The following is a 13,341-nucleotide window of genomic DNA, read 5'->3' as shown; positions in this document are numbered from 1 at the left end:
AGCGTTTATGCACTAAAATTATTTTTGTGATTTTTATCATGTGATTCTCGTCACAAAATTATTAAATTTTGAACGTTCACTTTCTAAATTCCGTGCTAGAATTCACATTAAGTTAAATTGAATGAAAGTAGGGAAGAAAAATTATGGATCCGTTAGTGCTTGCACGACTTCAGTTTGCGGTGACGACAATTTTTCACTTCTTCTTCGTTCCGCTGTCTATCGGCCTGGCTCTTCTGATTGCAATCATGGAGACGATGTACGTAGTCAAGGGAAAAGAAGAATACAAGCGCATGGCAAAATTCTGGGGGAAGCTGTTCCTCATTAACTTTGCCGTCGGTGTTGTTACCGGGATTATTCAGGAGTTCCAGTTCGGGATGAACTGGTCCGATTATTCGCGTTTTGTTGGTGACGTATTTGGTGCCCCGCTCGCGGTGGAAGCTTTATTCGCCTTCTTCATGGAGTCCACGTTCATCGGATTGTGGATCTTCGGGTGGGAGAGATTGTCGAAGCGAGTTCACTTGCTATGTATTTGGCTCGTCGCTATTGGAACGACTGTATCAGCCTTCTGGATTCTGACTGCTAACTCCTTTATGCAACGTCCGGTTGGTTTTGAAATGGTCAATGGGCGTGCAGAAATGAATGACTTCTTCGCTCTGATTACGAATGGACAGTTGTTAGTAGAATTCCCGCATACGGTACTGGGCGCATTTGCTACAGGCGCTTTCATGATCGCCGGGATCAGCGCTTATAAGATGCTGCGCCGCAAAGATATGGAATTCTTCAAGAAATCATTCAAACTCGGCGTGATCGTCGGTTTGATCGCTTCCCTCGGGACGGCGCTGTATGGTCACCAACAGGCTCAGTACCTGGTGAAGACCCAGCCGATGAAGATGGCCGCTTCCGAAGGATTGTGGGGCAAGAGCGGTGATCCTGCTCCATGGACGGTTTATGCACATATCGACCCGAAGACGGGCGAGAATTCTTTTGAGATCAAAATTCCGTATATGCTCAGCTTCCTGTCTTACAGCAGCTTCTCCGGTGAAGTTAAGGGGATGAACGAGCTGCAGGCAGAGTATGAACAAACTTATGGTCCTGGGGATTACATTCCACCAGTGCGCACTACATTCTGGAGCTTCCGCATCATGGTAGCGGCAGGGTCGCTGATGATCGTGCTGTCACTGTACGGGGCATATCTGGCATGGCGCAAGAAACTGGATAATAAAAATACTTGGTTCTACAGACTCATGTTATGGTCAATTTCCCTTCCATTCATTGCGAACACGGCAGGATGGGTTATGACAGAATTCGGTCGTCAGCCGTGGACGGTCTTCGGATTGATGCAGACGAAGGACAGCGTATCGCCAAGTGTAACATCAGGGCAGCTCCTGTTCTCGCTCATCGCATTTACCGCTATTTTCACTGTGCTTGCAGCTTCGATGGTCTATCTATTCGTCAAAACGATTAAAAAAGGCCCTTATGCGGAGGGTACCGATGATAGCCATTCGATCGATCCATTCTCTAAGGAGGGATACCATGTCTCTTAATGAGCTTTGGTTTGTGTTGGTCGCCGTATTGTTCATCGGTTTTTTCTTCCTGGAGGGCTTTGACTTCGGTATTGGTATGAGCACTCGCTTTCTGGCCAAGAATGATATGGAGCGCCGGGTGTTGATTAATTCGATCGGCCCATTCTGGGACGCTAATGAAGTTTGGTTGCTAACCGCCGGTGGCGCGATGTTCGCAGCTTTTCCGAACTGGTATGCGACGATGTTCAGCGGCTATTATACACCGCTCGTCGTATTGCTGCTGGCACTGATCGGCCGTGGCGTCGCGTTTGAGTTCCGCGGTAAGGTGGATAACACCAAGTGGAAGAACACTTGGGATATGGCGATCTTCTTAGGTAGCCTGTTGCCACCATTCCTGCTCGGTGTCGTATTCTCCGGCTTGCTCAAGGGCTTGCCGATCGATAGCGAGATGGAGATGAAGGCAGGTCTGTTCGATATGGTCAACCTCTATACACTGGTTGGCGGAATTACAGTAGTTGTGTTATGTTTGGTGCATGGGTTGCTGTTCGCTTCGCTGCGGACAACAGGGGATCTACAGAAGCGAGCCCGTAAGCTGGCTCATACGATGTTAATTCCGCTGGCTGCCTTGTTCGTCATCTTTGCAGTAATGACTTACTTCCAGACAGATGTGTTTGAAGTACGCGGCTTGCCGCTGGTTCTGCTAGCTGTCGTTGGTCTCGTTGCCTTCCTCTTGGCTGGATGGTTCATGTCCAAGCAGAGAGATGGCTGGGCATTCGGCATGACAGGAACCTTGATCGCTCTCTCGATCGCTGGCGTGTTCGTGGGACTATTCCCACGCGTTATGGTCAGCTCGATTAACGAAGCCTTCTCGTTGACCGTTTATACGGCTTCCTCCGGGAACTATTCGTTGAAGGTGATGACGATCGTGGCACTTACGCTGCTTCCATTCGTATTAGCTTATCAAATTTGGAGCTACTTCGTGTTCCATAAGCGCGTTCACGAGAAGGAGCATTTGGAGTATTAATTATGGGTAAAGGATTAATGAAGTTCAAAGGAATCAAGCCGGTCTTATGCTTAATGGCCGGCTTGACCTTTATTCAGACGATAGCGATTATATTGCAGGCAAAATGGCTTGCAGAGGCGGTATCCGCTCTGTTCGCCGGCGCCAAGCTACAGGAACAGGCCGGAACAGTCGGCTTGTTCCTGTTTGCTTTTACCGTACGCCAACTATGTGCATTGGTCGAGCAGAAGCTCGCCTTCCGCTTTGCTGAGCGTACTGGAAGTGCGCTTCGGGAGCAGGTGCTGTCCAAGCTGTTCGAGCTTGGGCCGAGGTTTGCCGGCCGGGAAGGCACGGGCAATCTGGTCACCCTGATTCTGGAGGGCGTGGCCAAGTTCCGTAAATATTTGGAGCTGTTCCTGCCGCGGATGCTGGGTACCGGGCTTACGCCAGTTTTGATTTTGGCCTATGTATTCACATTGGATGTGACCTCCGGGATCATTCTGATCGTAACGATGCCGATTCTGATCATCTTCATGATTCTGATCGGTCTAGCTGCACGCAAGCAGATGGATCGGCAATGGGAGTCGTACAGAATGCTGTCGAATCACTTTGTGGATTCATTGCGAGGTCTTGAGACGCTCAAATTCCTAGGGCGCAGCAAGACGCATATCGAGTCGATCGACGGAGTCAGCAACTCCTATCGTTCGGCGACGATGCGTACGCTTCGTGTTGCCTTTCTGTCCTCGTTCGCGCTCGATTTCTTCACGATGCTGTCGGTTGCTTCGGTCGCTGTCAGTCTCGGTCTGCGCTTGATCGATGGGAGAATGACCTTGCTGACCGGCCTAACGGTGCTGATTCTGGCACCGGAATATTTCCTGCCGGTGCGTATGGTTGGCGCAGACTATCATGCGACGCTGGATGGCAAGGAAGCTGGAGAAGCGATGGAGAGTATTATTCGTGAAGCCGAGCAGGAATTCGCTAAAGCGGCGGAAGTCCCTGCCGATGCTGATTTTAGTTGGAATCGGGAGAGCAAGCTGGCTCTCCATTCGGTAGGCATGAAGTATGAAGAAGCGGGCCGCGCCTCCCTGGAGGATGTGAGCCTGACCTTTAGCGGTGTCCGTAAAATTGGAATTATCGGTGAGAGCGGCGCGGGCAAATCGACGCTGATCGATGTATTGGGCGGTTTCTTGCGTCCGACCTCCGGGACATTCGAGCTTAATGGCTGTACATTAGGTGATCTAAGCGCCTCCGGGTGGAGGGATTTGATCACGTATATTCCACAGAAGCCGTATATCTTCAGCAGCAGCTTGGCGGACAATATCCGCTTCAATCGGCCGGAGGCATCTATGGAGGATGTGGCGAAGGCGGCTGATGCTGCGGGGCTAGGCGGGCTGATTGCTGAATTACCGCTGGGGCTGGAAGAGCCGATCGGCGGTGGCGGTCGCCCCCTGAGCGGTGGTCAGGAGCAGCGCGTGGCCTTGGCCCGGGCATTACTGAGCGAGCGGCCGGTCATTCTGCTGGATGAACCGACGGCTCATCTGGATATTGAGACGGAATACGAACTAAAGGAGACAATGCTCCCTCTGTTTGCACATAAATTGGTCATATTGGCTACCCATCGTCTGCACTGGATGCAGGAGATGGATCAGGTTATTGTGATGGATCAGGGACGAGTTGTTGAATATGGTACGCCGGAGCAATTATTGAAGGATCAGGGTGCGTATTATCATTTGATGGTTTCGCAGCAGGAGGGGATTTCATGAGGGAGAGTCTATCCGATAGAGGTTGGATTACACCGTATTTTCGGCTGTACAGCGGCCGATTCGCCCTGTATTTGATCCTGGGTGTATTGACCCTGCTGACAGCTTCGATGCTGATGTTCACCTCCGGTTATCTGATCACGAAGTCATCCACCATGCCGTACAACATTCTGCTTGTGTATGTACCGATTGTCGGTGTGCGGGCGTTCGGGATCGGGCGTTCTGTCATCCACTATGTGGAGCGATTGGTCGGCCATGATGCGGTGCTGCGCATATTATCACGGATGCGGGTTCGCCTGTATCGGGTGCTGGAGCCGCAGGCTCTATTCATCCGCTCGCGCTACCGGACAGGGGATATTCTTGGAGCGCTTGCCGATGATATCGAGCAGCTTCAGAACGTCTATATCCGTACCGTGTTCCCGAGCCTGGTATCAATTGTATTGTATGCCGTTGTTGTCGTGGCGCTGGGCGTGTTCGATGTGACGTTTGCGCTGTTAGCTGCGTTGTATATTCTGATTCTTGTCGTCGTGCTCCCCTATATTTCACTGAAGCTGACCCAAAGGACCAATGCGGAGGTAAAACGTGACCGCAACGGTCTGTACCAACAGCTGACGGATGCAGTAATGGGAATCAGTGATTGGGTCATTAGCGGTCGCCATCATGACTTCCTGGATGAATATGAGCAGGCTGAGGCGGCCGTCGCCCGCAAGGAGTATAAGCTGCATGTATGGTCGAGGTGGAGAGGGCTGATCAGCCAGCTCGTGGTGGGGCTTGCTGCTGTGGCGATGATCTATTGGTCCAGCGGTCAGTCGTCGGCGGGTCACATCGATCCGACCTTGATCGCAGCTTTTGTGCTCGTAGTATTTCCGCTTGCTGATGCCTTCCTGCCGGTATCCGATGCGATCGAGCGTATTCCGGAGTATAGGGAATCACTGGAGCGGCTGACCCGGATGGAGGGTCAGGGTGAGACTTCGGGAGACAGTAATAGTGCGGCTGGAGGAGCTTCCGGGACATTAGTTGCGGGGGTCCCCTCTGCCATAGCTGACTATGCTCATTTGCAGCTGGATCAGGTTAAGTTCGCTTATGGCGAAGACGGAGCCGGAGCCGGAGCGAATTCGGTAGATGGCGTATCTCTTGATATCCCGCAGGGGTCGAGAATCGCCATCATCGGTCGCAGCGGGGCGGGGAAATCCACGCTGCTCAAGCTGATTCAGGGGGCTTTGGCACCGACGGAGGGGTCTGTCATGATTAACGGCCGCGCCGCCGCTGACTATGGTGACGACATCCCGAAGCTTATCTCGGTGTTGAACCAAAGCCCGCATCTGTTCGACACGACGGTGGCGAACAATATTCTGTTGGGCCGCCCGGAGGCGAGCGAGGAGGAGATTCTGCGAGCGGCTGAGCAGGCACGGATGGGCGAGCTGATCGCCTCGCTTCCAGAGGGGCTGAACACGCCGATGCGTGAGACGGGGCAGCGCTTCTCCGGCGGAGAGCGGCAGCGTATCGCGCTGGCGCGGGTGCTGCTGCAGAATACGCCGGTGCTCATCCTCGATGAGCCGACGGTAGGGCTCGATCCGCGGACCGAGCGGGCACTGCTGTCCACGATCTTCCAAGCGACGGCAGGCAAGTCGCTGATCTGGGTGACGCATCATCTGGTCGGTGCCGAGCAGATGGATGAGATCATCTTCATGGAGCATGGCCGCATCATTATGCGCGGAACCCATGCTGAATTGATGGAGCGCGAGCCGCGCTATCGCAATCTGTACCGGCTGGATCGGCCAGAGGTATGAATATGAGCCTTCTGAGGCTTCAAGTATTAAGTGGCCGTAAGTGCCTGCCTGTAAGTGTTGCAAATGCCGCAAATGCCGCAAATGCCGTAAGTGGAGCGATGTTCCGCTTACGGCTTATTTGCGCGCTGCCCTGTCGTCGAATGAACTTGAAAGATGCAAATATGCAGGCTTTTGAAGGCGAAACGGTCTGTTCTCAGCAAAAGCTTGCGAATCTGCAGGCTTTTTTGCTGTTTTTGCCGAAATGAGGCCTATACGGAGTAAAAGCCTGTATTATCGCAGGAATTTACCATTAGAGGGCGGAGGGCAGGCAGAATTCCTGCATATTTGCAGGAATTCCCTCCCGGCGCACTCTAACGAAACGTGGTATCGCTATTCGCACTTAAAAGAGCCTCCACAAAATGTAACGAAACAGGGTAACGTTATTTGACCTCAGTAGTAGCTTAACACCTCAATTTGGCTCGAATAGCGCTATGGTGTTTCGTTAGATTTGCGCGGCCCCCTTTTGGGAGTAAATAGCGTTCTGAAGTTTCGTTAGAAGGTGGACTACCCCAAATAGATGAAGTCACGCACGGTATCAATTAAAGGGTTATTCGCTTCCACTTCTACTGTATAGCCGATATAATGGGGATTAATTATAGCCAGGAAGGTTAACCATTCATCATCAAGCGGATGAAGAGTCATGATATAAGTGAGGCAGGACGGCAATTATTCGGAGGTGAGGGGATTTGGAACTAAGACAGATTCAGTACTTTATCGAGGTAGCGAAGCTGGAGCATGTGACAGAGGCTTCTTATGTGCTGCATGTATCGCAATCCGCGGTAAGTAGGCAAATTTTCAAGCTGGAATCGGAGCTGGGGGTTAATCTGTTCATTCATGAAGGGCGTAAGGTGAAGCTCACGCCCATTGGCCGGCTGTTCCTGGCCCATATGGAGCAGTTAATGAAGGTGATTGAGAATGCGCAGCAGGAGATCAACGAATATCTTGATCCCGAACGCGGTACCGTGCGCATCGGCTTTCCCAGCAGTTTAGCGGCGCAGATGATCCCCAAGGTTGTATCGGCGTTCCGGGAACGCTATCCGGCGGTTCATTTCCAGCTGCAGCATGGTTCATATAAGGAACTGGTGGAGTCAGTGGTCAAGGGGGATATGAATCTGGCGATCATAGGCCCGGTTCCGCAGCATGAGCCGCTGATCAAGAGCGAGGTCCTGTTCCAGGAGAAATTCGTGGCTATGCTGCCAGCGGATCATAGACTGGCTGATCGGAACGCTGTCCGACTTAGCGAACTGAAGGATGATTATTTCGTGCTGTTCCCGGAAGGCTTCATTCTGCGGGAAATCGTGGTGGACGCTTGCTCTGACTTGGGCTTTAAGCCGAAGGTGGCATTCGAGGGAGATGATCTGGATGCGATCAAAGGTCTGGTAGGCGCAGGGATGGGGTTGACTGTATTGCCGGAGATCGCCCTGAATGAGCATCTGGCTTCGACGATTATGACTCTACCTGTGATCGAGCCGGTAGTAACCCGGGATGTCGGTGTCATTATTCCGGCCAATCGCGAGCTGCCGCCGACCGAGAAGCTATTCTATGAGTTTCTGAAAAATGAATTTGGTATGTTCGGTTTTGAGGAGGGCTTGGAGCTACTTTAAGCTGTTTTGAGTTATGGGAGGCGCTCGCTTTCTCTACATTAAATACTTCCTCCAATCCCGGATATTAGGGTGTGGAATATGTCTAATTCATTAACGCAGAATAAATACAGTGATATTTGTCATTAAGTTCATAACTTAATGACTTTTTTTATTGAAATTGTGGTAAAATTGATTTTGGGTGTTCAATGTGAGGAATTGTTCAGTTTTTCACTAACTTTTCTTAAGTAAGGGGGCTATGGGGGCCTCGAAACTATCCCCAAATTTCAAGCATTATGCTTATTGCAAAGGAGAATCAGCTATGTCAGAAGCGATCACAGAAACGAAGTCTGAACAAGAGACACAAGTATCGTCAAATCAGGGTGGACGGGATATTACCGATCAACTGCTTACTCCTGAGGTTCAGGAATCCTTGACGGCCTTGGTGCAGCAGCTTCCAAAGTTGACTGAGCTTGTTAATGTGATGACGAAATCCTATGATTTTGCCAAGTCTGTAGCTACAGATGAGGTTCTCAAGAATGATACGGTTGGAGCTATTCAAGAAATTGCGGGACCTGTAAAAGACAAAGTGAAGCACATCGCCGCCAATGTTATCGAAGCCAAGGATCGTGCAGATGCGAGCCAGGAAGTTATCGGTTTATTTGGTTTGCTCAAAATGCTTAAAGATCCTGAAGCTCAGAAGATCTTCCGTTTCTTTAATGCCTATCTGCAAGTCTCTGGGGAACGTAATAAACAAAAATAAAATTCTTATATAAAAATATAAACTAATATGCAAGAACGGAGGACGGAGTCATGTCAAAACATATCGTCATCTTAGGTGCCGGTTATGGCGGTGTTCTTAGCGCTTTAACCGTTCGCAAATATATGAAACAATCGGAAGCACGGGTTACTGTAGTGAATCAATTTCCAACGCATCAGATCATTACTGAGCTGCACCGTCTGGCAGCAGGCAATATCGCTGAGCGCGCTGTAGCGTTGCCTTTGGATAAGATTTTTAAGGACAAGGATATCGATCTTCGCATCGCCAAGGTTGAGAAATTCTCCGTAGACAATAAAGAAGTGAAGCTGTCCGATGGAACAACACTTTCCTATGATGCGCTTGTCGTTGGTCTGGGTAGCGTGACTGCTTACTTCGGCATTCCTGGGTTAGATCAGTATAGCATGGTGCTGAAATCCGCCAATGATGCGAACCGCATCCATCGTCATATTGAGAGCAAAATCGCGGAATATGCGAAGTCAAAGAATGAAGCAGACGCTACGATTCTGATCGGCGGCGGCGGATTAACAGGGGTTGAACTAGTCGGCGAAATCGCTGACGGACTCCCTGCCCTTGCCAAGAAATACGGTGTTGATCCGAAGGAGATCAAGCTGCTCCTCGTTGAAGCAGGTCCGAAGATCCTTCCCGTATTGCCTGAAGACTTGATCAAGCGCGCAACAGCTAGCCTCGAATCACGCGGCGTTAAGTTCCTGACAGGTCTCCCGGTTACCAAAGTAGAAGGTAACGTCATCGACCTGAAGGACGGCTCACAGGTTACAGCTAACACCTTCGTATGGACTGGCGGAGTTCAAGGAAATCCGCTGGTAGGCGAATCAGGCCTGGAAGTCAACCGTGGCCGCGCCACTGTTAATGAGTACCTGCAATCTACTTCCCACCAGGATGTATTCGTAGTTGGTGATAGCGCTGTAAGCTTCGGCCCTGACGGACGTCCATATGCCCCAACTGCCCAGAATGCTTGGCAAATGGGAGAATTGGTTGGCTATAACCTCTATGCCTATATCATCGGCAAGCATCTCGAAGAATTCCATCCGGTGAATTCCGGTACACTCGCTAGCCTGGGCCGCAAGGATGCGGTAGCTACGATCGGCGGCAACAACACTGCGTTGCGCGGATTGCCAGCAACCTTGATGAAGGAAGCCAGCAATATGCGTTATCTGGCTCATATCAAATCTTTGGACGCTTTGGCTTATTAAAAATGAAGCTCTGATTCGGACTTTCTGTCTGGATCAGAGCTTTTTTGAGCTGTTCAGAGAGTGATACGATTGCGCTTAGTTGCAGAAATACACTTATTCCGTGGGGAATGTTCTCGCCATCAGGAAATAGATGCAGATGTACAACTATTTCTGGATATAAACTCAAATCAGGGCAGAAACCACGCGGATAGTTGTATAATTGCAATTATATGTTCTGTCTAAAGGCTAAACGGAGAAAATAGTTGCATATCAGCACTTATATCTCAAAAAGGACCGCCAGGGGTGATTTGAAGTGCTCCCTGTCAAGTAGACAGTGTAAAAAACAAAATAGTTAGTTTGCATTCCTCAGCTCGGTTAAACCGAGCTGAGTTTTTTTCATTATGCAGCACGTCGGTATTCGTTAGGTGACAAGCCATCCAAACACTCTGTATAGCGATAGTTGTTGTAATAATGAATATATTCCTTAACGTCTTTGAGGACGTCTTCATAGGTATCGTGCTTTGTAAGATAATAGCTTTCTGATTTGTAAGTGCCCCAGAATCGTTCAATAGGTTGGTTGTCCAAGCATCGGCTTACACGAGACATGCTTTTCATAAATCCGTATTTTATATGGAGCCAATTATACTCATGTGAGGTATATTGGAAGCCTCTATCGCTATGAAGAAGTGGAGTGACCCCCGAATTCTTACAGTAGGCTTTCTTCACCGTATCCATGACGAGTTTATTGTTGTTGGAGGGGCTTAACACCCATGAGACGATAGAGTTATCGTATACATCGAGAATAGCACTCAGATAGGCTTTACGACCGTTCCCGTACTTCAATTCTGTAACGTCGGTACACCACTTCATATTAGGAGCATCTGCTTGAAATTCACGGTTCATTACATTTTCCGCTACATGAATTTCTGAAGCTTTCACATAGTTGGGTCGTTTCCTGCGAATGACTGCTTTCAATCCAAGAGCACACATGATTCGATAGTAACGCTTTTTGTTGTAATTTTTCTTGAGTTTTCGGTTTAATTGGGTGCGGATTTGACGGTATCCGAGTGCTCCTTTTCTCTTGTCATAGCGCAGCTTTACTTCCTTAGCGAGTGAAATCATTTCAAGTTCTCTGGTGGATGGCTTCCATTTCAGCCATTTATAATAGGCAGACCTAGCGACTCCAGCTAGCTTACACAGCTTTGTGATGGCGTAGCCTTTCTCCGAGTGCAGTTCTTGGATGGCTTGATACAAGTCTACATGTCGAACTAAGGTTAACGTGTATTTCGTCGCCGGATCTCTGCCAACTTTTTTGCAAGGGCGTTCTCCATTTCCAGGTACTCATTTCGCGCCTCTAGTTCTTTGATCCGAAGCTTGAGCCGTTCATGATCATTTAGCTCTTCTACAGGCTTATTACGTCCCCGATGATCATGAAGCGCATCCTCACCGCCAGATTGATATTTACGAACCCATGCATACACCTGTTGATAAGAAACTTTGTATTTCTCAATCGACTTCTGATAATCGAAATCATTAGCGATCGTATATTGAGCAATTTCAATACGTTCTTGGAGAGTGGTTTTACGTCCTTTATTCATATGAGATAGTCCTTTTCCTTTACGAGTAGGTTTCATTTCTTCCCCACTAGTATACTTGGAAATCCATCTCGTCAAAACACTTTTACTCGAAATATGATATTTCTTCGTCGCCTCCCGTATGGAATGATTACCGGATAGGACATCCATGATTGCAGTAAGCCTCAGATCCTTTGAATAGGCTTTCCACCCTCTAGACTTCTTTAATCCCTCAAAACCATCTGCTTTATATTTTCTAACCCATTCTGTGACGGTGTGCCTATCTACCCCAAGCCGTTTCGCTTCATGAGTTGGGTTAGTTTCATTCTGAAGACAACGTTCTACGACATGTAACTTGATCTCAAAAGAAATTGGACTCTTTTTGGACATTAGAAAAACTCCCATCATTATAGAAGTAGAAGTTTTTGTTTTTTTCTACTGTCTACTATGATGGGAGCATATCAATTTTCTCTGACGGTCCTTTATCCTTTTGATTAACCTCTTAAACTACGCCATGCGCGATCATCGTATCGGCGACCTTCAGGAAGCCAGCGATGTTAGAGCCTACGACCAGATTGCCCTCATGGCCGTATTCTTTGGCGGCATTCACGCTATTCTCATAAATATTCTTCATAATATTCTGCAGCTTGGCATCCACCTCTTCAAAGGTCCAAGCGAGTCTCGCACTGTTCTGTGCCATTTCCAGGGCGGAGACGGCTACACCACCTGCATTGGCGGCTTTCGCAGGCCCGAAATAGACATCATTGTTCAGGTAGACTTCAATCGCTTCCAGGGTGGAAGGCATATTAGCTCCTTCAGCTACATACTTCACACCGTTAGCCACGAGTTTGAGAGCAGCGGCTTCATCGATTTCATTCTGTGTTGCGCAAGGAAGCGCGATATCACAAGGGATGTTCCAAATATTTTGGCAGCCCTCTACATATTTTGCGGAAGGATGAACCTCGACATACTCCATGATCCGCTTTCTTTCTACCTCTTTGAGACGTTTTACTGTTTCCAGATCAATGCCGTTCTCATCGTAGATATATCCGTTGGAGTCGCTGCAGGCTACGACCTTGGCGCCAAATTGGGTTGCTCTCTCGATCGCATAGATCGCTACGTTACCCGAGCCGGATACGACGACAGTCTTGCCTTCGAAGCTCTCGCCCTTGGACTTCAGCATTTCCGCTGTAAAGTAGACGAGGCCGTAACCGGTAGCTTCGGTACGAGTCAGGCTGCCTCCATAAGTTAAGCCCTTACCAGTCAATACGCCCGCTTCGTTACCACCGCGAAGGCGCTTGTATTGTCCGAACATATAGCCAATCTCTCTGGCACCAACCCCGATATCCCCTGCCGGAACGTCCGTGTCCGGGCCGATATATCTGGATAGCTCGGTCATGAAGCTCTGCGTAAATCTCATTACTTCATTGTCGGATTTGCCCTTTGGATCAAAGTCGGAGCCACCTTTACCGCCGCCGATAGGCTGGCCAGTCAAGGAGTTCTTGAAGATCTGCTCGAAGCCCAGGAATTTGATGATGCTGGCATTAACGGAAGGGTGGAAGCGAAGTCCGCCTTTGTAAGGGCCGATCGCGCTGTTGAATTGAACGCGGAAGCCGCGGTTAACTTGAACCTTGCCTTGATCATCAACCCAGGGTACACGGAAGGTAATCAGACGTTCTGGTTCCACGATTCTCTCCAGGATCGCATTGCTGCGGTATTTCTCATGCTTTGCGAAAATAGGCACAAGGGAGTCGAGAATTTCTTTGACGGCTTGGTGAAACTCACTTTCTCCCGGATTGCGTTTTTTCACGGTTTCATACACTTCGTTCACATATTGTTTTGCCGCTTCCAATCCCGGTCCGGTTCTCTCCTGCATGATAGCCATTAACAATTCCACCTTTCTTTTGTACAATTCCACGATTTTTATCTAAGATCTATTGTAATAGTTAAACTATATAACAAACAAAGCTTTATTTAGATGAAGTATATGACTAAATTAGATCAACTTGAGGGTATCTTAAAATTTTTAGGAATAATTAACCATGTATGCGATTTCACAAGCAGATCATCAGCGAAGGGTTTAAATTGCTGGCCCACCGTTGGT

At 49.0% G+C, this 13,341-nt stretch carries 11 protein-coding genes; 8 read left to right on the top strand and 3 right to left on the bottom strand.

Translation table 11 applies throughout. The features are described 5' to 3' along the window. The first annotated feature begins 143 nt into the window (after positions 1–143). From BFJ94_RS17885 to BFJ94_RS17850, 8 genes are all read left to right on the top strand, one after another. Positions 144–1,544, top strand: a complete 1,401-nt coding sequence (locus BFJ94_RS17885; RefSeq protein WP_120463875.1) for a cytochrome ubiquinol oxidase subunit I — start codon at positions 144–146, stop codon at positions 1,542–1,544. After that, positions 1,534–2,547 carry a cytochrome d ubiquinol oxidase subunit II gene (cydB, locus tag BFJ94_RS17880; RefSeq protein WP_120463874.1) on the top strand — a complete coding sequence of 338 codons (1,014 nt, stop codon included), beginning with the start codon at positions 1,534–1,536 and terminating at the stop codon, positions 2,545–2,547. The genes BFJ94_RS17885 and cydB overlap by 11 nt, the downstream gene beginning before the upstream one ends. Positions 2,548–2,549: 2 nt before the next feature. After that, the gene (cydD, locus tag BFJ94_RS17875) at positions 2,550–4,286 is read left to right on the top strand and encodes a thiol reductant ABC exporter subunit CydD (protein WP_120463873.1); all 1,737 of its coding nucleotides are present in this window, start codon (positions 2,550–2,552) and stop codon (positions 4,284–4,286) included. Beyond that, positions 4,283–6,073: a thiol reductant ABC exporter subunit CydC gene (gene cydC, locus BFJ94_RS17870; RefSeq protein WP_120463872.1), complete on the top strand. Its 1,791-nt coding sequence runs from the start codon at positions 4,283–4,285 to the stop codon at positions 6,071–6,073. Before cydD ends, cydC begins: the two co-directional genes overlap by 4 nt. A 2-nt stretch (positions 6,074–6,075) precedes the next feature. Continuing rightward, positions 6,076–6,318, top strand: coding sequence for a hypothetical protein (locus BFJ94_RS17865; protein WP_120463871.1), 243 nt, complete (start codon positions 6,076–6,078; stop codon positions 6,316–6,318). A 480-nt stretch (positions 6,319–6,798) separates the two neighbouring features. Next, positions 6,799–7,716: a glutamate biosynthesis transcriptional regulator GltC gene (gene gltC, locus BFJ94_RS17860; RefSeq protein ID WP_120463870.1), complete on the top strand. Its 918-nt coding sequence runs from the start codon at positions 6,799–6,801 to the stop codon at positions 7,714–7,716. A gap of 298 nt (positions 7,717–8,014) precedes the next feature. After that, positions 8,015–8,455 (top strand): DUF1641 domain-containing protein, encoded by a 441-nt coding sequence (locus BFJ94_RS17855; protein WP_120463869.1) that lies wholly within the window; start codon positions 8,015–8,017, stop codon positions 8,453–8,455. Between the two features lie 50 nt (positions 8,456–8,505). Continuing rightward, entirely contained in the window at positions 8,506–9,684 is a 1,179-nt protein-coding gene (locus BFJ94_RS17850) for an NAD(P)/FAD-dependent oxidoreductase (RefSeq protein ID WP_120463868.1), read from the top strand. A gap of 378 nt (positions 9,685–10,062) precedes the next feature. Here BFJ94_RS17850 and BFJ94_RS17845 read toward each other — a convergent pair whose 3' ends face one another. The 3 genes from BFJ94_RS17845 to gdhA all read right to left on the bottom strand — a co-directional run bounded on the left by BFJ94_RS17845 (position 10,063) and on the right by gdhA (position 13,122). After that, a complete protein-coding gene (locus tag BFJ94_RS17845) occupies positions 10,063–10,917 on the bottom strand; it encodes an IS3 family transposase (protein WP_120462979.1) in 855 nt (284 codons plus the stop codon). Between the two features lie 20 nt (positions 10,918–10,937). Then, positions 10,938–11,627, bottom strand: coding sequence for a helix-turn-helix domain-containing protein (locus BFJ94_RS17840; RefSeq protein WP_162944263.1), 690 nt, complete (start codon positions 11,625–11,627; stop codon positions 10,938–10,940). 112 nt (positions 11,628–11,739) lie between these two features. Then, complete coding sequence (gdhA, locus tag BFJ94_RS17835; RefSeq protein WP_120463867.1) at positions 11,740–13,122, bottom strand: NADP-specific glutamate dehydrogenase; 1,383 nt, start codon at positions 13,120–13,122, stop codon at positions 11,740–11,742. Positions 13,123–13,341: the final 219 nt, after the last annotated feature.

Origin of the sequence: Paenibacillus aceti (assembly GCF_003614185.1) — a bacterium.
Lineage (GTDB): Bacteria > Bacillota > Bacilli > Paenibacillales > Paenibacillaceae > Fontibacillus > Fontibacillus aceti.
This window is presented reverse-complemented; position numbering and strand designations above follow the sequence as displayed.

Excerpts from the sequence above, each read along its gene's own strand:
- BFJ94_RS17885 (WP_120463875.1), top strand. The coding sequence starts at position 144 with ATGGATCCGTTAGTGCTTGCACGACTTCAGTTTGCGGTGACGACAATT.
- cydB (WP_120463874.1), top strand. The coding sequence starts at position 1,534 with ATGTCTCTTAATGAGCTTTGGTTTGTGTTGGTCGCCGTATTGTTCATC.
- cydD (WP_120463873.1), top strand. The coding sequence starts at position 2,550 with ATGGGTAAAGGATTAATGAAGTTCAAAGGAATCAAGCCGGTCTTATGC.
- cydC (WP_120463872.1), top strand. The coding sequence starts at position 4,283 with ATGAGGGAGAGTCTATCCGATAGAGGTTGGATTACACCGTATTTTCGG.
- BFJ94_RS17865 (WP_120463871.1), top strand. The coding sequence starts at position 6,076 with ATGAGCCTTCTGAGGCTTCAAGTATTAAGTGGCCGTAAGTGCCTGCCT.
- BFJ94_RS17855 (WP_120463869.1), top strand. The coding sequence starts at position 8,015 with ATGTCAGAAGCGATCACAGAAACGAAGTCTGAACAAGAGACACAAGTA.
- BFJ94_RS17850 (WP_120463868.1), top strand. The coding sequence starts at position 8,506 with ATGTCAAAACATATCGTCATCTTAGGTGCCGGTTATGGCGGTGTTCTT.
- BFJ94_RS17840 (WP_162944263.1), bottom strand. The coding sequence starts at position 11,627 with ATGTCCAAAAAGAGTCCAATTTCTTTTGAGATCAAGTTACATGTCGTA.
- gdhA (WP_120463867.1), bottom strand. The coding sequence starts at position 13,122 with ATGGCTATCATGCAGGAGAGAACCGGACCGGGATTGGAAGCGGCAAAA.